This window comes from Microbacterium sp. CFBP9023, from assembly GCF_034045055.1.
In the GTDB taxonomy this organism is placed as follows: Bacteria; Actinomycetota; Actinomycetes; order Actinomycetales; family Microbacteriaceae; genus Microbacterium.
Map to the genome: position 1 here is coordinate 249,738 of NZ_JAXCWI010000003.1, position 23,360 is coordinate 273,097.

Consider the following 23,360-nt stretch of genomic DNA (forward strand, 5'->3'; position numbering starts at 1 on the left):
CTCAAAGTGTCGCGGGCCGAGGAATCGTCTCAGTAGTCCGGGTGCAACCGCAGCCGTGACGCGATCTGAGCGGCCTGCTCAGCCGGCGTCAGAGCGATGTCGATCTCGATGGCCCGCTCGTCCGCCTCCAGGGGTTCGAGCGTCGCGAACTGCGAGTCGAGCAGTGTGGCGGGCATGAAGTGCCCCTGGCGGCGCAGCATCCGCTCGAGGATCAGCTCGCGCTCGCCGGCGAAATGCACGAACGTGACCGCATCCCGGCGAAGCACGTCGCGGTAGCTGCGTCGCAGGGCGGAGCAGGTCACGATGCCGGGCTCGCCGGCGTCGATGCGCTCATCGATCCACTCGGCGATGCGGTCGAGCCAGGGCCAGCGGTCCTCGTTGTTCAGAGCGTGGCCGGCAGCCATCTTGGCGACGTTCGCCTCGGGATGCAGGTCGTCGCCCTCTTCGAACGCCCATCCGAGACGGCCGGCGAGCATCGCTGCCACGGTCGACTTTCCGGTGCTGGCGACGCCCATGAAGACGAGGACAGGTGCGTTGACGGACATCATGGCGCGCTCAGACGAACATGCTCAGGACGAGGACGCCGGCGAGACCGGTGACGGAGATGAGGCATTCGAGTACTGTCCATGACTTCAGAGTCTGCGGGATGCTGAGGCCGAAGTACTCCTTGATGAGCCAGAAACCCGCATCATTGACATGCGACAGGAACACCGAGCCCGAGCCGATCGCGAGCACCAGCAGCGCGACCATGGGGGAGTCGAGGGTCTCGGTGAGCGGCTGCAGGATGCCGGCGGCGGTGATCGTCGCGACGGTCGCGGATCCCGTGGCGATGCGGATGACGACGGCGACCAGCCACGCGAGGATCAGCACGGAGACGGACGACCCGGAGACGAACTGGGCGATCACGTTGCCGATGCCGGTGTCGACCAGCACCTGCTTGAATCCGCCACCCGCGCCGACGATCAGCAGGATGCCGGCGATGGGGCCGAGCGACGAGCCGACGATGTCGTTGATCTTCGTGCGGTCGAATCCGGCGCCGCGGCCGAGGATGAAGAATCCGGCGAGCACGGCGATGAGCAGGGCGATGACCGGCGTGCCGAGGAAGTCGAGCGCGACCTTCCACGGGGCGTCGGAGCCTGCGGCCGAGATGTCGGCGACAGCCTTGGCGAGCATGAGGAACACGGGGAGCAGGATGCTGAAGAGCGTCGCGCCGAACGACGGGCGGCGACGCTGCTCGATGCCCTCGTCCTCGTCCGTCACGAACAGCTCGGGGACCGGGACGTCGACCCAGCGCTCGGCGAAGCGGGCGAACAGCGGCCCAGAGATGATCACGGCGGGGATCGCGACGATCACACCGAAGGCGAGGGTGAGGCCGAGGTTGGCTCCGAGCGCGTCGATCGCGGCGAGCGGGCCCGGGTGCGGCGGCACGAGGCCGTGCATGGCCGAGAGGCCGGCGAGCGTCGGGATCGCGATGCGCATGAGTGGCGCCCCGGAGCGCCGTGCGACGAGGATGATGACCGGCACGAGGAGCACGAGGCCGACCTCGAAGAACATCGGGAGACCGATGACCGCACCGATGAGTCCCATGACCCACGGCAGCGACCGTGCGCTGGCACGGCTGACGAGCGTATCGACGATGCGGTCGGCACCACCCGAGTCGGCGAGGAGCTTTCCGTAGATGGCACCGAGGGCGATCAGGATTCCTACGCCACCCATCGTGGTGCCGAATCCGGTCGAGAAGCTGGTGACCGATGCCGCGATGTCCATGCCGGCGATCGCGCCGGTGGCGAGCGCGCCGATGGTGAGCGACAGGAAGGGATGCAGCTTCACCCACGTGATGAGGACGATGATGATCGCGATCCCGAGCACTGCGGCGGTGATCAGCTGACCGGCGGGGCGGTCGGGGGCTGCCGTGTCGGCGACTGCCGTCATGAGCGCGTCGGCGGCGGGGGTGAAGAGTGCCATGAGCTTCCTTGATCCGGGCGTGGTTTACGATCTTATGCCGTACATAATAAGCACGCATACCACGTCATGCGCAACATAACCGAAACAATCGCCTGAGACGTCCCACGTCAACAACCCTGTGGCGGGCATACTCGACATATGACCGTCGCCGGCCCTGCAAGCCCTGTCCACGACTCGCTCGTCGCCGAGCTCGGTCGCGCGATCGTCGACGGCGAGCACCCCCCGGGGTCGCGGATGCTGACGGTGGAGCTCGCTCAGGAGCGGGGAGTGTCCCGCTCCGCCGCCCGTGAGGCGGTGCGGGTCCTCGAGTCCTTCGGTCTTGTCTGGGTGCGGCGGAAATCGGGTGTCGAGGTGCGGCCGCGCGCCGATTGGAACGTCTACGCGCCCGAGGTGATCGCGTGGCGACTCGCGGGCCCCGGTCGCGATGAGCAGCTTCGGGAGCTCAGCCAGCTCCGTTCCGTGATCGAACCGCTCGCTGCACGACTCGCTGCGGTGAACGCGACGTCGGAACAGAAGGTCGAGCTCGTCTCACTCGTCGTCGCGATGAGCGAGGAGGACCACGAGGCCGACCGAGAGCGCTACCTCGCCGCGGACATCAGGCTTCACCGTCTTCTGCTGGATTCGTCCGGCAATCGGATGCTCGCCGCTCTGGGCGGCATGGTCGAGGCAGTGCTCAGGGGGCGCACGGCGCATGACCTCATGCCGCACGTGGCCAATCAGAGCGCTGTGCAGTGGCATCGGGATGTCGCGTTCGCGGTTGCGGGCGGAGATGCCGATGCCGCCGCGTCAGCGATGCGGAGCATCGTCATGGAGGCCGACGAGGCGATGCAGCGCGCTGCCGAATAGCCGAAGAGCGGCATACTCAGCCGATATCTCGGTATACGTCGGCTTTCGCAGTATTCCGGAATCATTCGCAGACCTACGATCGGATCGCGGAGAGTTTCGCGTTCTCGGGGGAGGCCGGCGATGGAGCAGGGGACAGGCGGACGTGCGCGCGGCGCGCGTCTTCCCCTGCACATGCTCGATCGTCCGCGGCTGACGGAGATCTTCGATCGAGGGCATGCCCTGACGGTCATCAGCGGCCCCGCCGGAGGTGGGAAGTCGGTTCTGCTGAGCCAGTGGGCGACGATGCAGGAAGAACGAGCAGCTGCTGCGGTGCGACTCGGGTTCGACGAGAGCGTCACGAACGAGCACCTCATGCTTCGCGAGATCCTGACCAAGGTCATCGTCCAGGACTTGATCGCTGATCGGAGCACCGCTCGCTCGGCGCTGCGTGGGTTCGACAGCGTCCGGGATCCGGGCGGCGAACTCGGGCGCCTGCTCGGCGACCTGAGTCGACCGTGCGTCCTACTGATCGACAATGCGGAGCGGGCCGATGAGCGGTCGCTTCTCGGGCGGGCTCTCGATCTTCTCGACGCCGCACCGCTCCTGCGGATCGTCGTGGCGACGCGCCGCTCCACGGTGACGCGGACGCTGCAGATGCTCGCGTCCGCGGACGTGTGCGTCGTCGGACCCGCGCATCTCTTCTTCACGTGTGACGAGGCTCGGGCGGTGGTGGAACGCGTATCCGGTCAGGCGCTCCCGCCGCATCCGCTCGGTGAGGAGAGCGCACTGCCCCTCGCAGCCCGGGCGTTGGGCCTTGCTCTCGCGACCCATCGGGACCCGGTCGAGATCGCCGCCGTCGAGGTGCAAGGGCTCGCTGATGCTCTGATGGCCAGCCTGATCGGTCCGGATGCTCCGGCCGACTTCCAGGAGTTCCTGCTTCGGACTTCGGTGCCGGGGAGAGTGACGCGCGAGATCGTCCGGCGTCTCGGCTGGCCGGATGGCGGGGACGAGCACCTCGATCGGGCCGAGCTCTACGGGCTGGGCATGTGGGAACCGGCGGATGACGGTCTCGGGTTCGTCTACACCCCGCTGCTGCGCGAAGCGCTCGCGCGCCGACTCGATCAGCGGCCACTCGACGCCGTGGCACCGATCCGCCGAACAGTCGCGCTGTGGGCTTCCGAGCACGGCCGCCATCTCGAGGCGCTGACCAACGCGATGAGAGCGAGGGACTACGTCCTCGCGGTGCGCCTCGGGCGCAAGTCCTGGTTCATCCTCTCCCGGTCGAGTCCGCGCGAAGTCGAGACGCTGCTGCGTCGCGAGAATCCTCTCGTGCTCGCGCGTCATCTGCTGCTCGGCATGCTGCTGGCTTTGGTCCTGCTGCGTCTCGGTCAACGGCTGCGCGCGTTCGCCTATTTCCAGGGCGCCGCGCTGTCACTCGGCCGCCGGGGCGTCGACGATGACCCCGTCGAGCGGTTCTGGATGCTCAGCGCGAAGGCGCTGGCCGAGCGGTTCGCCGGGCAGTTCCGGCGATCCGGGATGTCCGCCGATCTGGTTGTCCAGGTCTTCCACACGATGGATGCCGAGCAGCGTGCGGAGTGCACCGGATTCGCGGCGCTGCTGCTCAGCAACTGCGGGCTCAGCTTCCTTCAGCTGGGTCGGATCTCGGATGCCATCGAGGTCCTGGAGCTCGGTATGACGATTCAGGTCGCGCATACCGTCATGATCCTCGAAGACGGTGTCGGTCTGCGGATGCCCGATGACGACGGCGGCTGGTATCACTGCGCTGCGACTCTCGCCGGCGTATACGCCCTGCGGGGACGGCTGTCCGATGCGCGGCGGGTCCTCGACGAGATCGACGGCGTCGATCCGCCGCCCGCCTGGCGATCGGAGCAGTTCGGGATACTGGAGCAGATCGCTCACGCCGTCATCGCCATCGCGGCGCTCGATCTCGACGAGGCCAGACGCCGTACGGATTCGATCGCACACCACCTGGGAACGACGGAGCTCTGGCCCTACCTCGTCTGCGTTCAGAGCGAGATCGAGGTGCGCGAGGGGCGCGCGGCCGAGGCATCGCTGGCCATCGCCCATTCGCTCGGGCGGGGCGTGAACTCGGCGGTCTCCGACTACGGATCGTCCCGGCTGACTGTCGCGCAGGCGATGGCGTCGCTGGCGCTCGGCGACCAGACGGCGGCCCGACGGACTGCGGCAGGGCTCCCGGGCGATGATCCGGCTCGGCTCGCCGTCGAGGCGTTCGTCGCGCTCCTCACCGGTGACGACGCGCGTTCCTACGCCGCGGCCGAGGTCGCCCAGGCCGAACGCGACCCGGACCTCGACCGGCTCTGCCTCGCAGCCATCACGTCCTCAGCCGCGGCAGCACGGTTGGGCAGGCGTGAGGCATCTGCCCGCGCGATGTCTCGCGCCGTCGCCGTGATGCGAGAGCAGCGCTCTCAGGCTCCGCTCGCGCTCTTCGCCGGTGACGTGCTGAGCGAGGTGCGCGAACTGTGCGCGCCGACCGAGCAGGAATTCCTCGACTCCTATCTCGCGCGCGCCTCGGACGGATGCCCGTTCCCGGCGCTGCCGCCCCCGGTCAGGCTCACGTCGAGAGAACTCGCGGTGATGCGAGAGCTGCGGACGACGTCGTCCACCGACGCGCTCGCCGCGGCACTCTTCGTCTCACCGAACACGGTGAAGGTCCAACGTCGCAGCGCGTATCGCAAGCTCGGTGCGTCGAACAGGGAGCAGGCTCTTCTGCGCGCCGCAGAGCTGGGGCTGCTCGAGGACTGAGCGACTGACCGGTCGATCGAGGCGCACCCCGAGTTCGGGTGACGCGTGGTGCGCCTCAGAGTCGGGAGCGTGGGAGGGGTGAACCTGGGGGTTCGTGCTCTCGTCGACCTGTGTTCACGATAGGTGCGGGCGCGTCGGGGTCGTGAGGGAGCGCATCGAACACGCGGTATTTCGCCCTGGAACTCACCCTGGCCGCGCCTCGCCGCGATCTCGGACGCCTGGTCGCGACCCCATGCGCACCGGTGTTCATAGACTGGAGCGATGCGAGCGCTCACCGAAGCAGACGTCCGTGCCTCGTTCGTCAATGCGGATGCCGACGAGCTGCGGGTCATGGAGATGCCCCACGACTTCGTCCTGATCGACTGGGACTACCTGGACTTCTTCGCGTGGCGAGACCCGAGTGCGGGTCGGCGCGGCTACGTGCTCACTCAGCACGACGGTGAGGTCTCGGGGTTCGTGCTGCGAGTCTCGGACCCCGGCCGAGGTCGTTCGGGCATGTGCAACATCTGCCACACCATGCAGCCGGGAAACCAGGTGGCGCTGTTCTCAGCACGGCTCGCAGGTGAGGCCGGTGAGCGGGGCGACTCCGTCGGCACCTACATGTGCGCCGATCTCTCCTGTCACGAGAACGTGAGACTCGCCCACCCGCTCGCCCCGAACGAGATCCTCGCCCCCGGACAGGTGGACGTCCGTCTCGACGGCACGAGGCGGCGAATGGAGGCCTTCGTGGGCCGCGTGAGGCAGCAGGCCTGATCACAGTTAGCCTGGTCGCATACGTCTGCGCTCGAAGGAGAAGCCATGAACGATGCCATCCTGTTCACCGTCGATGAGGGGCTGGCCCGGCTCACACTGAACCGTCCGGCACGGCTCAATGCCTTCAACTCCGATCTGGCGCACGCGTGGCGTGACGCGACGGCCGAGGCGACGTCGCGCACGGATGTGAAGGCGATCCTGATCGATGCGGCGGGCCCCGCGTTCTGCGCCGGCGGTGATGTCATCGAGATGGCGACGACGATGGGATCGGGTGACGAGATCACGGCCCTGGCCGAAGTCATCAACGCCGGGATCCGGTCGCTGACCGAGTCTGCGGTGCCGGTCGTCGCCGCAGCCCACGGGACGACCGCCGGCGGCGGGCTCGGCATCCTGCTCAGCAGCGACTACGCCGTGGTCGGCTCACGCTCTCGGCTGGGCAGCCTCTATGCGAACATCGGGCTGACACCCGACCTGTCGGTCTCGGCTCAGCTCGCTCGAGCGGTCGGACAGCGCCGCGCGCTGCAGCTGGTGCTGCAGGACCGCCTCCTGACGGCCGCGGAAGCCGTGGAATGGGGCCTCGTCGCAGAGGCCGTCGACGGGGCCGACTCTGCGGACGAAGCCGGCCGGGTGAGGGCGCGTGCGGAGGAGATCGCCCGCTTCTGGCTCGCCGGTGCGGCTGAAGCGTACGGTCACGCGAAGCGCCTCGTCCGCTCTCAGCCCGAGCGGACGTTCGCCGAGCAGCTGAGCGAGGAGGCGCGCTCGATCGGTGCCTCCCTGGCGACCCCGGACGCTCAGGCCCGGATCGCCGCGTTCGCCGCGGCATCCGCACGCAAGGGCTGATTCCCGCGGGAGCCGGTTCGCCCCGATGTATCCACGGATCATGTCGATGCTCCTGCCTCCGCGCCGGCGCATGCAAGGATGAACGCAACGCCGCTCAACGAGAGGAACGCGATGTCGCAGCCGGAGATCACCCAGCAGCCCCCCGCGCTGGTCGAGAAGAAGAACATGTCCCTTCTCATCAGAGGGGCGATCTGGATCGCCATCGGCGCACTCATCGCCGCGGCGCTCGTCTGCGTCGTGTGGGTTCTGATCGGTGATCAGGACGGGCTGATCGGGCGGGCATTCCTCACGATCCTCCTGCTCGCCGCGTTCGCGGGGATCGCGATCCTCGAGGCGGGACTCGCCCCCAACCGTCCCGACTGGCTCGCGCTGTCGAGCATGGTCAGCTGGATCGTGGCTCTGCTGGTCGGAGCGGTCAAGATCTGGCTGCCCGAGGACGACGCGTTCTTCACCGGTGCAGAGCGCTTCTTCCAGCTGCTGCTCGTGGTGGGAATCCTGCAGCTCGCCCTGCTGCATGTGAGGCTGTTCACTCCGGCCGCGCAGCGTCACGTGACGACGTTCACCCGCATCATCTACATCGCGACGATCGTGTTCCTCGGCGGCCTCGTGGCCATGCTGATCTTCTTCCTCACCTTCCCGCACACCTTCGACTACGGCGAGCTGTACTGGCGAATCGTCGTCGCACTCACGATCCTGGCCGCGGTCGGAACCACGCTGATCCCGCTGCTCAACGCCCTGTTCGCTCCTCGCAAGCCGGCCGGCGCTCGTGCCGCCGCCGCGGCGCAGAGTGTCGCAGCCGCTCCGGCATGGCCGACCTACGCAGACGGTGTGACGCCGCTGCCGGTGCTGCCCGACGGCTCGCCGGACTGGAATGCCTACTACACCGGCCACCCGTCGCCGCAGCCGCAGCAGGCGCTCCCTGTCGCTCCCGCGCCGCAGGGATTTCCCGTCGCGCCGTTCCCGACCGCGCCTGAGCCGTACTCGCAGGGCCCGGCGACGCCTCCGGCTCCGCCCGCGCCCGCGGCTCACGACGCCTATCCGCCGGCTCCCACTGCTCACGACGCCTACCCGCCGGCTCCGCCGCTGCCTCCCCAGTGAGCATCGAACTCGAACTGGCTGACCTCGCCCGCCGGATCGCACGCGAGGCAGGCGACCTGGCGCGGCGCCGTCGCGACGAGGGCGTGCACCTCGCCGCCACGAAGTCGACGCTGGCGGACATCGTCACCGAGGCCGATCGCGAAGTCGAAGCGCTCGTCCGCGACCGGCTGAGGGTCGCTCGACCCGGCGACGGCTTCCTGGGCGAAGAGTCGGAGGCTGAACCCGGCGTGACCGGCATCACCTGGGTCGTCGATCCGATCGACGGCACGGTGAACTACGCATACGGAATCCCCTCCTATGCCGTGAGCATCGCGGCAGTGAGGGGCAGCGCAGTCGCGGGGGAGTGGGAGGCGCTCGCCGCTGCCGTCTACGCGCCCGCAACCGCCGAGATGTTCACCGCCGCTCGAGGTCATGGCGCCTTCCTGGGCGACGTGCGGCTGTCGGTCACGACCGAGACGCCGGCGGGAGCGCTGCTCGCCACCGGATTCGGCTACGACCCCGCGACGCATGACGGCGACCTCGCGACCGTGCGCAGGATCATGCCGATCGCGAGAGACCTCCGCCGCGCAGGCTCTGCCGCCCTCGACCTCGCTTTCGTGGCCTCCGGGCGGCTGGACGGCTACTTCGAGCGTGGCCTGAAGCCGTGGGATCACGCGGCAGGCGCGCTGCTGGTCACCGAGGCGGGGGGCGATGTCTCGCTGATCGACCGTGCCTCCGCGAGACCCATGCTCATCGCGGGTGGCACTGAGGTCCATCAGCGCGTCCTCGATATTCTTCGAGATGAAACGTGAACGATTCATGGCATTCACAGGTGGATCAGGCTAGGGTTTATCCGATCGTTACTTTCATCGGCCCGAATCGGTGAAGGTCGTAAGCGCCCCCGAGCTTGACGTTTGAACCCGAGAGAATCTGATTTGCCCTTCGAGAATCCCCAGGCTGCCTCTGCGCCCACGCGCCGCTCCAGCCGTCCCCGCACTGCGGCCTTCGAGGCCTCCGCGGCAGGAGTGACGGAAGCCGTCTCCGAAGCCGCGCCCGTCTCCGAAGCCGCGCCCGTCCCCTCCGAGGCTCCCCTGTCTCGACGTGCCGCCCGCCAGCGACTGAACACCGCAGAGGTCTTCATCGCCGCGACCGCGGTCGCGGCGGCGTCAGCAGCATCCGACTCCGCCGACGTCGTCGTGAGCGAGACCGCTGAGCCTCCCGCGGACGTCGCCGAGCCGATCGTCATCGAGCCGATCGTCGCCGAGCCGATTGCGATGCCCGCAGCAGCCGAGCACGATCAGCCCGACTCGGAGCGCGCGGACGACGCAAGCCACCGTTCGAGCGACGAGGATGCCTTCGAGACGGCTGCCCGTGCATTCCGTCGCGTGGCACCCGAGGCCGCGGCCGAGCCCGCCGAGGACCCGACGGAGGCCGCCGAGGCTGACGAGACTCCGGTCGAGCATGTCGTGCGCCGTCGCCCGTCTGCACGCAAGTTCCTCGCCGTCGGCGCGACCGTCGGCGTGATGAGCCTCGCCGGTCTCCTCGCCGTCGGCATGACCCTTCCTGCCGAAGCCGTCGCCGCAGTGCAGGGAACGCCGTCGCTCGCGGCGACGTCCCTCGTCGCTGCATCGGGTACGGCGTCGAAGGCTGCATCCGACGACGAGATCCAGGCGTTCGTCACGTCTTCCGACGTGCAGAACGAGCCGCTCGCGCGCTCCGACAGCTTCTCGAGCGTGTCTCTCATCCAGGTGGCATCGGAAGAGGGCATCAACTACTCGAACGAGGTCTTCACCAACGACGCCGAGGCTGCCATCCAGTGGCCGTTCAAGGTCGGCGTGGGTATGAGCTCGGGATACGGCATGCGCTGGGGTCGTCTGCACGAGGGAATCGACTTCGTCCCCGGTGAGGGAGCGCCCATCCAGGCGATCGCCGACGGCGTGGTGCGCATCGCCACCGAGCAGGGCGGCGCCTACGGCGTCACCGTGTACATCGACCACGTGATCGACGGACAGATCGTCACGAGCCACTACTCGCACATGCAGTACGGCTCGCTGCAGGTCAAGCCCGGGCAGACCGTGAAGGTCGGCGACGTCGTCGGCCACACCGGAAACACCGGTCGTTCCTACGGAGCGCACCTGCACTTCGAGATCATCATCAACGGCGGCACGATCGATCCGCTGCCGTGGTTGCGCGAGAACGCGGGTCGTACCTCGTACTGACACCTCGATTTCATGAGGACGCCACAGTGATGGTATTCTCGTGTGGTTGCCCCGCGAGGGGCAGCACGCCCCGATAGCTCAGTGGCAGAGCACTTCCATGGTAAGGAAGGGGTCGTCAGTTCAATCCTGACTCGGGGCTCACAGCGTTCGTATCTGCGATGCGGATGCGGTGTGGCAGGGTAGCTCAGCTGGTCAGAGCGCACGACTCATAATCGTGAGGTCGCGGGTTCAAGCCCCGCTCCTGCTACAGATGAAAACCCCCGGGATTCCCGGGGGTTTTTGCGTACCCGGGCTCAGGATCGATCCGCACGCACTCCGGGCACGATGTTCGCACGGTGCCCACCGGATCGGATGCGGCTCGGCGTGCGCGATGTCAAGGGGATGCCCTGGCGAGGCCTGCGGCGGTCACACTGGTCGTCCAGTACCCGGACGATAGGAGCGACTCATGTCAGACCCCCACGCAGCACCGGACGAAGGCGCCGAGATCGACGCGACCGGCGTGGACGCCGACTTCGTGACGAACGACCCGGACCCCGAGGTCGACCCCGCCACCCCGGGTGAGAGCCAGAAGGCCGACGGCGACAACGCGGATCACCCGGACGAGCTCGAGGTCGGCGACCTCCCCTGACCACGCACGAAAGACGGGCCCGCTCCTCATCTGAGGAGCGGGCCCGTCTTTCGTGAAAAAGTCAGCGACCGGCGGGTGGGATGTCGCGCCGACCGGCTGCGATGCGGTCCTCGTCGCCGGGGGCGGCGTCACTTCGACCGGAGCCGCCGCGCTGCTCCGCCTCGAGACGCTCCGCCTCCTCGCCGCTGATGGCCTCGCCCCGAGCGACGAGCCCCGCCTGATCCGACAGCGGGATCTGCTTGAGGAACAGCGAGAGCACCAGAGCGAGAGCGATGAAGGGCACCAGGTACCAGAAGACCGGTGCGAGGGCATCCGCGTAGGCCGTGACGATGCCGTCCCTGACCTCGTCCGGCAGCGAGTTCAACGTCGCGGGGTCGATCGTCGAGGCCGCCTGCGAGGCGGCATCCGGTGATGCTCCGGCGTCGGCGAAGACGCCGAGCAGGTTCTCGGTCAGGCGGGTCGTGAAGATCGTGCCGAAGACGGCGGTTCCGAGTGATGCACCCACTTCGCGGAAGTAGTTGTTCGTGCTCGTAGCTGTGCCGATCTCGCCGGCGGGGACGGCGTTCTGCACGACCAGCACGACGACCTGCATGATCAGGCCCAGACCGGCGCCGAACACGAAGAGGAAGGCGCAGATCAGCCAGATCGGCGTCTCGGCCGAGAGGGTGGTCATCGAGATCATCGCGATGCCCGTCAGGATCGTTCCGACGATCGGGTAGATCTTGTACTTGCCCGTCTTCGAGATCGCGATGCCCGAGAAGATCGACGTTCCGATCAGTCCCACCATCATCGGGATCATCAGCAGACCGGATGCGGCGGCCGACGTGCCCGACGACATCTGCAGGAACGTCGGGACGAACCCGATCGCCGCGAACATCCCGATGCCGAGCACGAGACCGATCGCGGTCGCGTTGACGAAGATCGGATTGCGGAAGAGGCTCAGCGGGATGATCGGGTCCTGCACCTTGGCCTCGGTGATGACGAATGCGGTCGCGGCCACGATGAGCCCGGCTCCCCAGGCCCATGTGGCGAGCGAATCCCAGCCGAACTCCTTGTCGCCGCCGAAGTCGGTGAAGAAGATCAGACAGGTCGTCGCTATCGAGAGGAAGATGACGCCGAAGATGTCGATCGGCTTCTGGGCCTTCTTGCTGGGCAGCTTCAACGCGACGAGGGCGATGATGAAGGCGGCGATTCCGACCGGGATGTTGATGTAGAACGCCCACTGCCAGGTGAGGTGGTCGACGAAGAACCCGCCGAGCAGGGGGCCGGCGACGGCCGACAGACCGAAGACGGCGCCCAGGGGACCCATGTACTTGCCGCGCTCGTTCGCGGGGACGATGTCGGCGATGATCGCCTGCGACAGGATCATCAGACCGCCGCCGCCGAGGCCCTGCAGTGCGCGGAAGATCACGAACATCCAGAAGTCGGTGGCGAAGGCGCAGCCGACGGACGCGAGCGTGAACAGCGCGATCGCGACGAGGAAGAGGTTGCGTCGGCCCAGGACGTCACCGAACTTGCCGTAGATGGGCATGACGATGGTGGTCGCGAGCAGATAGGCCGTGGTGATCCAGACCTGGTGGTCGACGCCGCCGAGCTGTCCGACGATGGTCGGCATGGCGGTCGAGACGATCGTCTGGTCGAGGCTCGAGAGCAGCATGCCCGCTATCAGGGCGCTGAAGATGATCCAGATGCGGCGCTTCGTGAGCAGGAAGGGCGCATCCTTGGTGGCGGTGGCGGACATTCAGTGGGCTTTCTGTGATGGTGCGAACACGGTGCGAGCGATCTCGAGGCGTCGGCTGACGAGGTCGCTGAAGGAGTCGGTCGAGTGGTGGTGCAGCAACTGGTCCATGCACAGGCGCACCAGGGCGCCGACAGTGTGGACCATGACCTCGGCGCGCAGCTCGGCATCGTCGCCTCCACCGCTTCGCTGAACGACGAGCTCGCCGTCGCGCCTCTCGTTCTTCGCCAGCTGCTCGAATGCGGCCTTGAGCAGTCGAGGCTCCTGCTCGATCACCGCGAACAGGGCCGGCGCGTCGTCGAGGGGATTGAAGAGCTCGAATCGCGCGATCGTCAACCCGATGAAGTCGTCGAGCAGCTCGCCGTCCTGCGCGACGAAGGCGGCCTCGAGCGCTTCCTGTCGCGAGTCGATCGCGGCGAACCCGAAGACGGCGTTCTCCTTGCTCTCGAAGTAGTTGAAGAACGTACGCCGCGAGACACCGACCGCAGAGCAGAGCTCCTCGACGGTGAAGCCGGCGAAACCGTGCTCGGTCGTCAGTCGGCGAGCCTCGTCGGTGAGTGCGCGGGACGTCTCCCTCTTGCGCTGCTCTCGCAATGAATCTGCACTCTCGCTCATGAAGTGCAATCTTGCACTCTGAACCTAAGAGTGCACTGTGAGCTCCGTGCTCCGATCGTGTCGGTATGGGCTTCCTCCTCGGAGCTCTCCCCGCGCTCGTCGCCGAACTGGCCCCGAGCGATTCGACCGGGATCGCGGCCGGGGTCTACAACTCGCTGCGCACCCTCGGAGGGTCGGCTGCCGGCGCGGTGTTCGCCGTGCTGCTCGCGGGCTTCACCGCATCCGGATCCCTCAGCTCGTCGATCGGCGGCTACATCACCATCTGGAGCGTCTGCGCCGGCGCGTTCATCATCTCCGCCCTCGCGCTCGCATTCATGCGGATGCCGCGCCTCACCGACCCCTCCGCACGAAAGGCCCACTCTTGAGCGCCCCCGGGTTCGCGGCCGATGCCGTCGCGATCCTGCCCGACCTGGTCGCCCTGCGACGAGCTCTGCACGCCGACCCCGAGCTCGGACTCGACCTGCCGCGCACGCAGCAGAAGGTTCTCGACGCGCTCGAAGGACTGCCCCTCGAGATCACCACCGGCACGCGCACCACCTCGGTCGTGGCGGTTCTGCGCGGAGGGAGGCCGGGGCCCGCGGTGCTGCTGCGCGGTGACATGGACGCCCTGCCGATCGAGGAGACGACCGGTCTGGAGTTCGCCTCCACCAACGGCACCATGCACGCGTGCGGGCACGACCTGCACACCGCGGGCCTCGTGGGCGCGGCGAGGCTTCTCTCGGAGAGACGCGACGAGCTGCACGGCTCGGTGATCTTCATGTTCCAGCCGGGGGAGGAGGGACACGGGGGCGCGAAGGTCATGATCGAGGAGGGGCTGCTCGACGCGGCCGGTGAACGTCCGGTCGCCGCGTACGCGATCCATGTCGCACCGGGTCCGCGCGGCCTCTTCGCGACGAGGAGCGGAGCGGTGGCCGCCGGATCCAACCAGCTCTTCGTCACGGTCGACGGCAGGGGAGGGCACGGTTCGCAGCCTCATCAGACGCTCGATCCGGTGCCCGCCGCGGCCGAGATCGTGCTGGCGCTCCAGAGCTTCGTGACGCGGCGGTTCGATGCCTTCGATCCCGTGGTGCTGTCGGTCACCCGGCTCTCGACGGGTGAGGGAGCGGTCAACGTCATCCCCGAGCAGGTCGAGCTCGCTGCGACCGTCCGCAACATGTCGCCCGCGTCGCTCGCGACCCTCCAGGAGGGGCTGCCTCGGGTGATCGAGGGGGTGGCGGCCGCGCACGGCCTCACCGCCGACGTGCGCTTCGACACGATGTATCCGGTGACCGTGAACGACCCCGCAGAGACGGCCGAGACCGTCGACGTGCTGCAGGGTGTCTTCGGCGAGCAGCGCGTCGTCATCATGCCGACGCCGATGATGGGATCAGAGGACTTCGCCTTCGTCCTCGACGAGGTGCCCGGCACGTTCATCGCGCTGATGACCTCGCCGCCCGACGCGGACCCGAGCACGATCGAGTGGAACCACTCGCCGAGGGTGCTGTTCGACGACGCGGTGCTCGGCGACCAGGCTGCAGCGCTGGCATCCGTCGCATTCGCCCGCACGGCTCGCTGACGTCCCCTCTCAGCGGAGGCCGCTCCCCGTCGGGGAGCGGCCTCCGTCATGAATGACGACCAATTTGTGACGAATCGTTCGTAGCATCCGTCTTAGTGGTGTCGCTGCACTGCGGCCCTCCCCGCAGGGGATCGGAACACACTGACGAAGGAGCACATGATGGCGAACGTCTCGAACGCACAGCAGCCCAAGGTCCAGGTCGCCCCGGCAGGTTCGACCATCGCCTCGACGGGTGCGACGATCATCGAGAACGGCGTGGTCGCGAAGATCGCCGGCATCGCGGCTCGAGAGGTTCCCGGCGTGTACGCGCTCGGTGGCGGAGCCGCTCGCGCCGTCGGAGCCATCCGTGATGCTCTCAACTCCACCGACCTGACCCAGGGTGTCAGCGTCGAAGTGGGCGAGACGCAGGTCGCGGTCGACGTGACGATCGTCGCCGAGTACCCGGCATCGTTGCAGAAGGTCGCGGACGATGTCCGCGCGGCGATCTCCGTCGCGATGAGCGAGTTCGTCGGCAAGCAGGCGGTCGAGGTCAACGTCACCATCAACGACGTCCACATCCCCTCCGATGACGCGTCGGACGACGTCGCCGCCGCCGCCGACGACGCCGTGGAGACGCGTGTCCTGTGATCCATCGAGATGCGAACGAGTGATCGGATCAGCATCTCGTGACCTCGTGATCGGGTCGATGATCCGATCCGATCACGGGTCCGCTCCGAATCTATTCGGGGGAATGGAAAAGGGAGTCGACGCATGGCTGGGGAACGCTTTCGCTCTGCACTCGAGCAGGCCGACGACCGGATCGTCGCCGGTCGGGCGATGGATGGGGACGTCGCCGCATTCGCGGTGCTGGTGCGCAGGTACACGCCGATGATGCGCGCGTACACGCAGCGGATGCTGAACGCCTCGGCCGATGTCGACGACATCGTCCAGGAGACGTTCGTGACCGCGTGGCAGCGGTTCTCCGAACTGGACGACCCCGCGAAGGTCAAGAGCTGGCTGATGCGCATCGTGAGCCGCAAGGCGGTGGATCGCATCCGCGCACTGCGACCGATGATCGACGTCGACGACGTGGAGCAGGCCGCGCCGCCGCAGGGTGCTCCGGCGCGCGTCGTCGAGGCCCGCGCGGGGATCGAGGCGCTGGGGGCGGCGTTGCAGGAGCTGCCGGCCGCCCAGCGAGAGTGCTGGGTACTCAGGGAGATGGGCGGGTACTCGTACGACGAGATCGCCGCCGAGCTCGACATATCGGTGTCGACGGCGCGTGGCCTTCTCGCCAGAGCCCGCAAATTCATGATCGTGCGAATGGAGGCCTGGCGATGAGCGATGATCAGGCGACCCCCGACGTCCGTCAGCTCGGTCTCGAACCGGGCGATCTCGACGGGCACACGCTCGAAGAGCTGAGCGACTATCTCGAAGCAGGGAGGGTTCCCCTCGACCCGTCGATCGAGGGCTCGCCGGGATGCCAGCTCGCTCTCGACGCACTCGAGCGGCTGCACGGCCTCGGCGGTCAGCTGATCGACGCCGATGCCGCCGCCATGCCCGAGGTCGATGACAGCTGGGTCGATCGCATCCTCTCGGGCATCGCCCTGGACGCCCGCGCCGGGCGTCGGATCCCGTTCGCAGAGACCGACCCCGCGGTCGACTTCGGAATCACCGAGGGGGCAGTCCGGGGCCTCATCCGCTCGGCGGAGAACGCTGTGCCCGGCATTCTGGTCGGGCGGTCGACACTCGACGGCGACGTCACCGCCGTGGGCGAGCCGATCCGCATCGCGATCGAGGTCAACGCCGTCTACGGCGAGTCGATCCCGCAGGCGGTGGACCGGCTCCGCGAAGAGGTCGCCGAGCGTCTGCGGCGGCAGACGTCCCTCACGGTGACCGCGATCGACGTCACCGTGCGGGACATCCAGAGAATCAGCAGCGCGGCGGAGGAGACACCATGAGCGTTACCGATCCCACGGGACTCGCTGAGAGGATCGAGGCGGCCGTGCTGGCCACCCCGGGTGTGCGCAGCGTCTACCGGGCGGGCTCACTGGTGTCGAATCTCGTCGGAGAAGGTGCGGTCGCGATCGGCATCAGCCGGGTCGACGAGCCGCTCGTGGCGGTTCGCGTCGCCGACGAGGGCGTCGTGGTCGAGGCATCGCTCGGCATCGAGTACTCGGCGAGTGCCGTCGAGCTGCTGCAGGACGTCCGCGGGGCCTTGGAGAAGGTCCTGGCGGAGGACGGGCTGGGGTCCGTCGAGATCGTGCTCACGATCGCGTATGTCCATCCTCGGGAGGCATCGTCGGACTGAGTCCGCGTGAGCGCGCTGAGGCGCCGGTCCTGGGTGAGGATCGGCGCCTCCTGGTGGGGCGGTCGGCCTGATGCCGAACGGCGGATCAGGCGATGGCGCGCAGGCCCTCGACGAGAGGCGTCGTGGGGCGGCCGATGAGGCGCGCGAGCGTGCCGTCCGACTCGGAGAGCGCGCCCGACGCGATGCCGGCATCCAGAGCGACGACGAAGCCCGCCGTGCCCTCGTCGAGACCGGCCGCCTGGAGTCCGGCGAGCTGCTCGTCGGCCGTGAGCGGCTGATAGGTCACGTCGCGGCCGGAGACCTCCGCGATCGCGGCTGCGAGCTCGGTGTAGTCCCACGCGACGTCGCCGCCGAGTTCATACACCTGCCCGATGTGACCGTCTTCGAGCAGCACGACGGCTGCGGCCTCGGCGAAGTCCTTGCGGCTGGCCGACGCGACGCGGCCGTCGCCGGCTCCGGAGGCGAGCACTCCGGTCTCGGCTGCACGGGCGAGGTCAGCGGCGTAGTTCTCGGTGTACCAGTTGTTGCGCAGGATGACTGCCGGCAGACCGGACGCCGTGATGAGCTCCTCGGTGGCCTTGTGTTCGGGGGCGAGCACGAGATCGCTCGTGGTGGCCTTCGGAGCGCTGGTGTAGACGAACTTCGTGACACCGGCGGACCGGGCGGCGTCGATGACTGCCTGGTGCTGCGCGACGCGCTGCCCGACCTCGGAACCCGAGATCAGCAGGACGCTGTCCACGCCCTCGAGGGCGGAGGTGACGGAGGAGGGGTCGGTGTAGTCGAGCCGCGCGACCCGCACGCCGAGATCCTCGGCCTTCGCGACATCGCGGGCGCCGGCGATGATCGACTGCGGGTCGGCGCCGCGCTCGAGGAGGCTGGCGATGACGAGGCGTCCGAGGTTGCCGGTCGCACCGGTGACGAGGATGGTCATGGGGTGTCCTTTCGTAGGTGACAGAGGCGATAACCTGGCCACCGTGTCGGAACATTCCATACTGTGGGTACCCACTTTGAAGTAAGGTACATACATGACGGTTAGTTATGCACAGATCCGCGAGTCGGCTCCGCAGATCTTCGAGCCCGGATGCAGCACCCGCGTCATCCTCGACCACGTGATGAGCAAGTGGGGCGTGCTCGTGCTCTCGTCCCTCTCCGACGGCACCCATCGCTGGGGCGAACTGCGCCGCGAGGTCGGCGGCATCAGCGAGAAGATGCTCGCCTCGACCCTGCGAACCCTCGCCGACGACGGGCTGGTGCGTCGGGAGTCCTTCCCGACGGTGCCTCCGCACGTCGAGTACAGCCTGACTCCTCTCGGGCGGGATCTCATGGGGCGGATGCTGCCGCTCGTCGAGTGGGTCGCCGACCACGCCGACGGAATGATCGTTCGTGACTCACTCGACTGATTCCGTCGCTCAGTAGCGCAGACGCCCACGGAATCCGTCGGTATAAGAAAAGGATTGACGCGATATACGCGGTACCCGTATGTTCTGAGCATGTCAGCTACGACGCCGATCCATCTCGAACGCCCCGACGGCAAGGGCCTGGCCGCCGGCACCCTCGGTCTGTGGGGCTCGACCGTCATCGGCCTGGCCTCGACGGCCCCCGTCTACTCACTCGTCGCGACGCTCGGCTATGTGGTGCTGGCCGTCGGAGCTCAGGCACCGATCGCGTTCATCATCGCGTTCGTGCCGATGCTGCTGATCGCCTTCGCCTACCGTGAGCTGAACAACGCCGTCCCCGACTGCGGCACCACGTTCACGTGGGGGACGAAGGCGTTCGGTCCCTGGGTCGGCTGGATGGGCGGCTGGGGTGTCGCAGTCGCCGGCATGGTGGTGCTCGCCAACCTCGCCCAGATCGCATCGGTCTACTTCTGGTCCCTGATCGGGTTCGATCTCGAGAACAACGACTGGCGGATCGTCCTCGTCGCTGTGCTGTTCATCGCCGCGATGACCTGGGTCAGCTGGCGCGGCGTCGAGATCGGTGAGCGCATCCAGAACGTTCTGCTGGGCATCCAGTACCTCGCCCTGGCGATCTTCGTCGTCGCCGCTCTCTGGCAGTTCTTCGCGGGTACCGCCCCGAACCCGACGCCGTTCGAGATGGAATGGCTGAACCCGTTCGCGTTCACCAGCTGGCCCGGATTCACCGAGTCGATCCTGCTCGCTCTCTTCATCTACTGGGGCTGGGACACGTGCCTCGCGCTCAACGAGGAGACCAAGGATCCCAAGAAGATCCCCGGTCGCGCGGCGCTGCTGACGACCGTCATCCTCCTCGTCACCTACGTCGGCGTCACGATCGCCGCGATGATGTACGCCGGTCTCGGGTCGGAGGGCACCGGGCTCGGCAACGAGGCCAACGCCGACGACTTCTTCCTGGCGATCAAGGACGGCCTGCTCGGCCCGTTCGGCTGGGTGCTCGTGGTCGCCGTCGTGCTCTCGGCCATCTCGTCAACGCAGACCACGATCCTCCCCACCGCCCGCGGCACCCTCGCGATGGGCGTGTACCGCGCTCTGCCGGCGAAGTTCAAGGACGTGCACCCGACCTACAAGACTCCGTCCTTCTCGACCATCGTCATGGGGGTCGTGGCCATCGCGTACTACATCGGCATGACCCTGATCAGTGACGACATCCTCCAGGACTCGATCCTGTCGCTCGGTCTGGCGATCGCGTTCTACTACGCCATCACCGGGTTCGCCTGCGCCTGGTACTTCCGCAAGGACCTCACCCGCTCGGCGCGCGACTTCCTCTTCAAGGGGCTGTTCCCGGTGCTGGGCGCGGCCATGCTCACCTGGGCCTTCGTGCAGTCGGCGATCGACATGTGGGACGTGGACTACGGCTACACGGTGCTCTTCGGCATCGGCGGCACCTTCGTGATCGGCATCGGAGCGCTCGCGTTCGGCCTCGTGCTCATGTTCGTCTGGTACCTGTTCCCGCGGTCGAAGAGGTTCTTCCGCGGCGAGAGCCTCAACCGCGACACCCAGGTGATGGTGCCCGACGAGCCGGGCCTGATCCGCTCGATCGACGGCGGCATCTGAGCTGCGGCATCCTGTCCGAGCCGGATCGCGCGCGGGTACGCCCTAGGCTTTATCCGTGCGCATCCGGCTCGACATCGCCTACGACGGCACCCACTTCCGCGGGTGGGCCAAGCAGCCCACCCTGCGCACAGTGCAGGGGACTCTCGAGGCCGCGCTTGCTCGCATCGTCGGCTCCGAGGTGCAGTTCGTCGTCGCAGGACGGACGGATGCCGGGGTCCACGCCCTGGGTCAGGTCGCGCACGTCGACCTCGACGAGGAGCAGTGGGCCCGCATCGAGTCGCGTCAGGGTCGTGCGCCGCAGGACCCTGCGGCGTCGATCGCGCGACGGATGAGGGGAGTGCTCGGCGCCTACCCCGATGCGACCGTCACGCGCTCGTCCATCGCTCCCGATGGATTCGACGCCCGATTCTCTGCGGTCTGGCGGCGTTACCGCTACCGTCTCGCCGACTCGACGGCGGGGTACGACCCTCTTCGACGCCACGACACGACCGCGCACCGCGGCGTTCTCGACGACCAGGCGATGGATGCCGCGGCGCGGACGCTCATCGGACTCCACGATTTCGCGGCCTACTGCAAACCTCGCGAGGAGGCCACGACGATCCGGACGCTCCTCGACTACCGCTGGTCGAGGGACGCCGAGGGTGTGCTGGTCGCCGAGGTGAAGGCCGACGCGTTCTGCCACAGCATGGTGCGGGCCCTCGTGGGCGCGTGTGTCGCCGTGGGGGAAGGGCGTCTCGACATCGACGATCTGGTCGTGCTGCGCGACGCGCTCACCCGCACCAGCGAGTTCAAGGTCCTGGCGGCGCGGGGACTCACGCTCACCGAGGTCGGCTATCCCGCCGACGATCTGCTGTCGATCAGGGCGGAGCAGACGCGCGCCCGTCGTGACGGCACGAGCGCATGAGTCGGTGGGCTGCGATGTTCGTCGAAGTAACCTCCCCGGGCTGGGCGTTCTGGCGAGCGCTGGTCGACACCTGCATCGGGCTGATCGTCGGCACGCTCTACACGTTCGTCGGCATCATCGTGGTCGGCATCGTGGGGGAGGAGGCGCTGTCGTCCCTGTACTGGCAGATCGACCTCGACCCTCTATTCCGAGCGAGCATGGGCGTCTTCCTGCTCGCGGCTGCGCTGCTGGCAGCTCTCGTCCCCGTCGTCGTGGTCGCCGAACGCTTCGCGGCACTGCGCGCCGTCGAAGCCGCTGCGCTCGAGAACCCGGATGCCGTGCCGCAGCACTCCCTGCGCCAGACGCTGCAGGCGTCACCGGCCGCACTCCTGCAGAAGACCGGCACGGTGATGTTCTGGTGCGTGGTGGGACTCGGCGCCCTCTTGGCGCTGGGGGTGCTCTTCACGGAAGATCTCCGTGAGGATGCGGTGAGCTGGGTCGCGCTCCTCGTCATCGCCGTGCTGGCCGCCGGCGCCGCGGCGGTGCGACGACTCGGGCGACGAGCCGTCGAGCGCGTTGGGCCGCGGATGAGCACGCAGTGGAGCCGGTGGAAGCGGCTGGTGCCGCTCGCGGAAAGGCGCGACGCCGACCGCAGGGACGCGGCGATGCGCACCGTCGTGCCCCGCTGGCTCGCGGTGCCGAGCGCGCGGACGGTCGGCCGGATCGCGAAGATCCTGCTGACGGCGACGCTCCTCTCGCTCGCGGCCTTCATGCTGTCGGTGTTCATGCGACAGCAGTGCCGCACCTGCGACCCGGTCTACTGGGACGAGCCCATCGAGAACGGCATCGATGTGCTGAGCCTGACCAGCGGCGCAGCGATCGCGATGTGCGCCGCCCTCGGCATCGTCGCCTGGCTCGGGGGAGTCGTCCTGCAGTTCTCGCGCGAGCGCGCGCTGGTGCGGTGGGTCTCTGACGGCGTGCCGCGTCGCGTCGACACGAGCCTGGTCGAGTCCCTGCTCGCGGGCAATCGGTCGATGGTCCGGCTGCAGATCGGTCTGTCCGTGGTCGGGGCGGGTGCTCTCATCGTGGGCACCGGCGCGATCTGGGCGGACTGGACGGCGATGGACGCACGGTGGCCCCTCGTCGCCGCCGTCGTGCTGATCGCCTCGGGCTTCGTCATCGGCTGGGCGGATTCGCGCCGACGTCGCAGAGAGCGCCAGCTCGCGCGGGATGCACTGTTCCCCGGCGACGTCGGACGCCGCGGCGACGCGACGACGCGAGGGCGGGCGATTGCCACCGGAATCCAAGACTGACGCACTACCGTGAAGTGCGATGAAGGTCATCTCGTACAACTTGCAGAAGCACCGCGCCGCAGGAGAGCTCGCGGCGCTGGTCTCGACGCACGATCCTGACATCCTGTGCCTGCAGGAGTGCGATGTCGCGGACCTGCCGGAGACCATCGGAGACCTCACCCTCGCAGATGCGACACAGGGCAACCGGCTGGGACTCGCGATGTTCTATCGCGCGAGCGAGTTCCACCTGCAGGGCATCCGCACGATCGAGCTGAAGAAGTCGCTGCACGACCGCATCGCCAAGCCCGCGCACGAGCGGGTCCTGGGCGCACGGCTGCGGGACATCGACGCGGGGCGCGAGTTCATCGCCGCGTCGTTCCATGCGGCGCCGCTCACGGCCCTGAACTCCCTGCGGCGGCATCAGATCCGGGCGGCGCTCACCGAGCTGGCGACGCTCGGCGAGGGACTGCCGCAGCTGATGGTCGGCGACTACAACTACCCCGTGTTCAAGGAGAACCTCGGTCAGACGATCCGCGAACACGGATACGCGCTGACACTGAGCGACGATCACACCTACACCCGGTACCGCGTGTTCCGCGGCCACTACGACTTCGCCACCTCTGTCGGCTTCGAGATCCAGCGGGTCACCACGCTCCCGCAGGGGATGAGCGACCACCGTCCGATCCTGGTGACCACCCGCTTCGACTGACCGCCGACCGGCCCGGTTTGGGAGAACGCTCGGAATGACGTAAGCTGTCACTTTGGTACTCGACTGCCGAGTGCCACGAACGTGAGCCCTCCACTGGCGTGTTCCTCCCTGTAGGGAAGAACCACCCCGGAGTGGGATTCACGAACTTCTCCGTTCGAACA

Annotated in this window: 24 protein-coding genes and 2 tRNA genes; 21 read left to right on the forward strand and 5 right to left on the reverse strand. The window is 67.8% G+C overall.

Going from position 1 to position 23,360, the window contains the following annotated elements; translation table 11 throughout:
• Positions 1-29: 29 nt before the first annotated feature.
• Together SOM10_RS15870 and SOM10_RS15875 are read right to left on the reverse strand one after the other, a co-directional pair.
• Positions 30-548, reverse strand: coding sequence for a gluconokinase (locus SOM10_RS15870; protein WP_320491030.1), 519 nt, complete (start codon positions 546-548; stop codon positions 30-32).
• Between the two features lie 7 nt (positions 549-555).
• Positions 556-1,965: a GntP family permease gene (locus SOM10_RS15875; RefSeq protein ID WP_372984322.1), complete on the reverse strand. Its 1,410-nt coding sequence runs from the start codon at positions 1,963-1,965 to the stop codon at positions 556-558.
• 138 nt (positions 1,966-2,103) lie between these two features.
• Here SOM10_RS15875 and SOM10_RS15880 point away from each other — a divergent pair, with 138 nt between their 5' ends.
• The 10 genes from SOM10_RS15880 to SOM10_RS15925 all read left to right on the forward strand — a co-directional run bounded on the left by SOM10_RS15880 (position 2,104) and on the right by SOM10_RS15925 (position 11,091).
• Entirely contained in the window at positions 2,104-2,811 is a 708-nt protein-coding gene (locus SOM10_RS15880) for a FadR/GntR family transcriptional regulator (RefSeq protein WP_056277198.1), read from the forward strand.
• Between the two features lie 120 nt (positions 2,812-2,931).
• The gene (locus SOM10_RS15885) at positions 2,932-5,574 is read left to right on the forward strand and encodes a LuxR C-terminal-related transcriptional regulator (protein ID WP_320491032.1); all 2,643 of its coding nucleotides are present in this window, start codon (positions 2,932-2,934) and stop codon (positions 5,572-5,574) included.
• A 261-nt stretch (positions 5,575-5,835) separates the two neighbouring features.
• Positions 5,836-6,327, forward strand: a complete 492-nt coding sequence (locus SOM10_RS15890; RefSeq protein WP_053098921.1) for an FBP domain-containing protein — start codon at positions 5,836-5,838, stop codon at positions 6,325-6,327.
• 45 nt (positions 6,328-6,372) lie between these two features.
• Entirely contained in the window at positions 6,373-7,167 is a 795-nt protein-coding gene (locus tag SOM10_RS15895; RefSeq protein ID WP_056277204.1) for an enoyl-CoA hydratase/isomerase family protein, read from the forward strand.
• 78 nt (positions 7,168-7,245) lie between these two features.
• Positions 7,246-8,265, forward strand: coding sequence for a hypothetical protein (locus SOM10_RS15900; protein WP_157538099.1), 1,020 nt, complete (start codon positions 7,246-7,248; stop codon positions 8,263-8,265).
• Positions 8,262-9,056 (forward strand): inositol monophosphatase family protein, encoded by a 795-nt coding sequence (locus SOM10_RS15905; protein ID WP_320491033.1) that lies wholly within the window; start codon positions 8,262-8,264, stop codon positions 9,054-9,056. The genes SOM10_RS15900 and SOM10_RS15905 overlap by 4 nt, the downstream gene beginning before the upstream one ends.
• A 123-nt stretch (positions 9,057-9,179) precedes the next feature.
• Positions 9,180-10,463: a peptidoglycan DD-metalloendopeptidase family protein gene (locus tag SOM10_RS15910; RefSeq protein ID WP_320491035.1), complete on the forward strand. Its 1,284-nt coding sequence runs from the start codon at positions 9,180-9,182 to the stop codon at positions 10,461-10,463.
• A gap of 67 nt (positions 10,464-10,530) precedes the next feature.
• Positions 10,531-10,602 (forward strand) — tRNA-Thr (locus tag SOM10_RS15915).
• Between the two features lie 34 nt (positions 10,603-10,636).
• Positions 10,637-10,710: transfer RNA gene (locus SOM10_RS15920), tRNA-Met, on the forward strand.
• Between the two features lie 198 nt (positions 10,711-10,908).
• The gene (locus SOM10_RS15925) at positions 10,909-11,091 is read left to right on the forward strand and encodes a hypothetical protein (RefSeq protein ID WP_187250039.1); all 183 of its coding nucleotides are present in this window, start codon (positions 10,909-10,911) and stop codon (positions 11,089-11,091) included.
• A gap of 61 nt (positions 11,092-11,152) precedes the next feature.
• Here the strand turns inward: SOM10_RS15925 and SOM10_RS15930 are convergent, their stop codons facing one another.
• Positions 11,153-12,832, reverse strand: a complete 1,680-nt coding sequence (locus SOM10_RS15930; protein ID WP_187250040.1) for an MDR family MFS transporter — start codon at positions 12,830-12,832, stop codon at positions 11,153-11,155.
• Complete coding sequence (locus tag SOM10_RS15935; RefSeq protein ID WP_187250041.1) at positions 12,833-13,444, reverse strand: TetR/AcrR family transcriptional regulator; 612 nt, start codon at positions 13,442-13,444, stop codon at positions 12,833-12,835.
• Positions 13,445-13,509: 65 nt separating this feature from the next.
• Between SOM10_RS15935 and SOM10_RS15940 the strand changes: the two genes are divergently transcribed.
• From SOM10_RS15940 to SOM10_RS15965, 6 genes are all read left to right on the forward strand, one after another.
• Positions 13,510-13,809 (forward strand): hypothetical protein, encoded by a 300-nt coding sequence (locus SOM10_RS15940; RefSeq protein WP_320491038.1) that lies wholly within the window; start codon positions 13,510-13,512, stop codon positions 13,807-13,809.
• A complete protein-coding gene (locus SOM10_RS15945; protein ID WP_320491039.1) occupies positions 13,806-14,999 on the forward strand; it encodes a M20 family metallopeptidase in 1,194 nt (397 codons plus the stop codon). The genes SOM10_RS15940 and SOM10_RS15945 overlap by 4 nt, the downstream gene beginning before the upstream one ends.
• 159 nt (positions 15,000-15,158) lie before the next feature.
• Entirely contained in the window at positions 15,159-15,626 is a 468-nt protein-coding gene (locus SOM10_RS15950; protein WP_320491040.1) for an Asp23/Gls24 family envelope stress response protein, read from the forward strand.
• A 123-nt stretch (positions 15,627-15,749) separates the two neighbouring features.
• Positions 15,750-16,316, forward strand: coding sequence for an RNA polymerase sigma factor (locus SOM10_RS15955; protein WP_056277222.1), 567 nt, complete (start codon positions 15,750-15,752; stop codon positions 16,314-16,316).
• Positions 16,313-16,936, forward strand: a complete 624-nt coding sequence (locus SOM10_RS15960) for an Asp23/Gls24 family envelope stress response protein (RefSeq protein ID WP_053098932.1) — start codon at positions 16,313-16,315, stop codon at positions 16,934-16,936. The genes SOM10_RS15955 and SOM10_RS15960 overlap by 4 nt, the downstream gene beginning before the upstream one ends.
• Complete coding sequence (locus SOM10_RS15965; RefSeq protein WP_053098933.1) at positions 16,933-17,286, forward strand: hypothetical protein; 354 nt, start codon at positions 16,933-16,935, stop codon at positions 17,284-17,286. Before SOM10_RS15960 ends, SOM10_RS15965 begins: the two co-directional genes overlap by 4 nt.
• A gap of 85 nt (positions 17,287-17,371) precedes the next feature.
• Here the strand turns inward: SOM10_RS15965 and SOM10_RS15970 are convergent, their stop codons facing one another.
• Positions 17,372-18,217, reverse strand: coding sequence for an SDR family oxidoreductase (locus SOM10_RS15970; protein ID WP_320491044.1), 846 nt, complete (start codon positions 18,215-18,217; stop codon positions 17,372-17,374).
• A 94-nt stretch (positions 18,218-18,311) separates the two neighbouring features.
• Between SOM10_RS15970 and SOM10_RS15975 the strand changes: the two genes are divergently transcribed.
• From SOM10_RS15975 to SOM10_RS15995, 5 genes are all read left to right on the forward strand, one after another.
• Positions 18,312-18,686 (forward strand): helix-turn-helix domain-containing protein, encoded by a 375-nt coding sequence (locus tag SOM10_RS15975; protein ID WP_320491046.1) that lies wholly within the window; start codon positions 18,312-18,314, stop codon positions 18,684-18,686.
• A 90-nt stretch (positions 18,687-18,776) separates the two neighbouring features.
• Entirely contained in the window at positions 18,777-20,315 is a 1,539-nt protein-coding gene (locus SOM10_RS15980) for an APC family permease (protein ID WP_053098936.1), read from the forward strand.
• Positions 20,316-20,370: 55 nt separating this feature from the next.
• On the forward strand, positions 20,371-21,219 hold the full coding sequence (gene truA / locus SOM10_RS15985) for a tRNA pseudouridine(38-40) synthase TruA (RefSeq protein WP_320491049.1): 849 nt from the start codon (positions 20,371-20,373) through the stop codon (positions 21,217-21,219).
• Between the two features lie 14 nt (positions 21,220-21,233).
• Complete coding sequence (locus tag SOM10_RS15990) at positions 21,234-22,511, forward strand: hypothetical protein (protein WP_320491051.1); 1,278 nt, start codon at positions 21,234-21,236, stop codon at positions 22,509-22,511.
• Positions 22,512-22,530: 19 nt separating this feature from the next.
• Positions 22,531-23,199 (forward strand): endonuclease/exonuclease/phosphatase family protein, encoded by a 669-nt coding sequence (locus SOM10_RS15995; protein ID WP_056277241.1) that lies wholly within the window; start codon positions 22,531-22,533, stop codon positions 23,197-23,199.
• The last annotated feature ends 161 nt before the right edge of the window (positions 23,200-23,360 follow it).

Excerpts from the sequence above, each read along its gene's own strand:
- SOM10_RS15870 (WP_320491030.1), bottom strand. The coding sequence starts at position 548 with ATGATGTCCGTCAACGCACCTGTCCTCGTCTTCATGGGCGTCGCCAGC.
- SOM10_RS15875 (WP_372984322.1), bottom strand. The coding sequence starts at position 1,965 with ATGGCACTCTTCACCCCCGCCGCCGACGCGCTCATGACGGCAGTCGCC.
- SOM10_RS15880 (WP_056277198.1), top strand. The coding sequence starts at position 2,104 with ATGACCGTCGCCGGCCCTGCAAGCCCTGTCCACGACTCGCTCGTCGCC.
- SOM10_RS15885 (WP_320491032.1), top strand. The coding sequence starts at position 2,932 with ATGGAGCAGGGGACAGGCGGACGTGCGCGCGGCGCGCGTCTTCCCCTG.
- SOM10_RS15890 (WP_053098921.1), top strand. The coding sequence starts at position 5,836 with ATGCGAGCGCTCACCGAAGCAGACGTCCGTGCCTCGTTCGTCAATGCG.
- SOM10_RS15895 (WP_056277204.1), top strand. The coding sequence starts at position 6,373 with ATGAACGATGCCATCCTGTTCACCGTCGATGAGGGGCTGGCCCGGCTC.
- SOM10_RS15900 (WP_157538099.1), top strand. The coding sequence starts at position 7,246 with ATGAACGCAACGCCGCTCAACGAGAGGAACGCGATGTCGCAGCCGGAG.
- SOM10_RS15925 (WP_187250039.1), top strand. The coding sequence starts at position 10,909 with ATGTCAGACCCCCACGCAGCACCGGACGAAGGCGCCGAGATCGACGCG.
- SOM10_RS15930 (WP_187250040.1), bottom strand. The coding sequence starts at position 12,832 with ATGTCCGCCACCGCCACCAAGGATGCGCCCTTCCTGCTCACGAAGCGC.
- SOM10_RS15935 (WP_187250041.1), bottom strand. The coding sequence starts at position 13,444 with ATGAGCGAGAGTGCAGATTCATTGCGAGAGCAGCGCAAGAGGGAGACG.
- SOM10_RS15940 (WP_320491038.1), top strand. The coding sequence starts at position 13,510 with ATGGGCTTCCTCCTCGGAGCTCTCCCCGCGCTCGTCGCCGAACTGGCC.
- SOM10_RS15950 (WP_320491040.1), top strand. The coding sequence starts at position 15,159 with ATGGCGAACGTCTCGAACGCACAGCAGCCCAAGGTCCAGGTCGCCCCG.
- SOM10_RS15955 (WP_056277222.1), top strand. The coding sequence starts at position 15,750 with ATGGCTGGGGAACGCTTTCGCTCTGCACTCGAGCAGGCCGACGACCGG.
- SOM10_RS15960 (WP_053098932.1), top strand. The coding sequence starts at position 16,313 with ATGAGCGATGATCAGGCGACCCCCGACGTCCGTCAGCTCGGTCTCGAA.
- SOM10_RS15965 (WP_053098933.1), top strand. The coding sequence starts at position 16,933 with ATGAGCGTTACCGATCCCACGGGACTCGCTGAGAGGATCGAGGCGGCC.
- SOM10_RS15970 (WP_320491044.1), bottom strand. The coding sequence starts at position 18,217 with ATGACCATCCTCGTCACCGGTGCGACCGGCAACCTCGGACGCCTCGTC.
- SOM10_RS15975 (WP_320491046.1), top strand. The coding sequence starts at position 18,312 with ATGACGGTTAGTTATGCACAGATCCGCGAGTCGGCTCCGCAGATCTTC.
- SOM10_RS15980 (WP_053098936.1), top strand. The coding sequence starts at position 18,777 with ATGTCAGCTACGACGCCGATCCATCTCGAACGCCCCGACGGCAAGGGC.
- SOM10_RS15990 (WP_320491051.1), top strand. The coding sequence starts at position 21,234 with ATGTTCGTCGAAGTAACCTCCCCGGGCTGGGCGTTCTGGCGAGCGCTG.
- SOM10_RS15995 (WP_056277241.1), top strand. The coding sequence starts at position 22,531 with ATGAAGGTCATCTCGTACAACTTGCAGAAGCACCGCGCCGCAGGAGAG.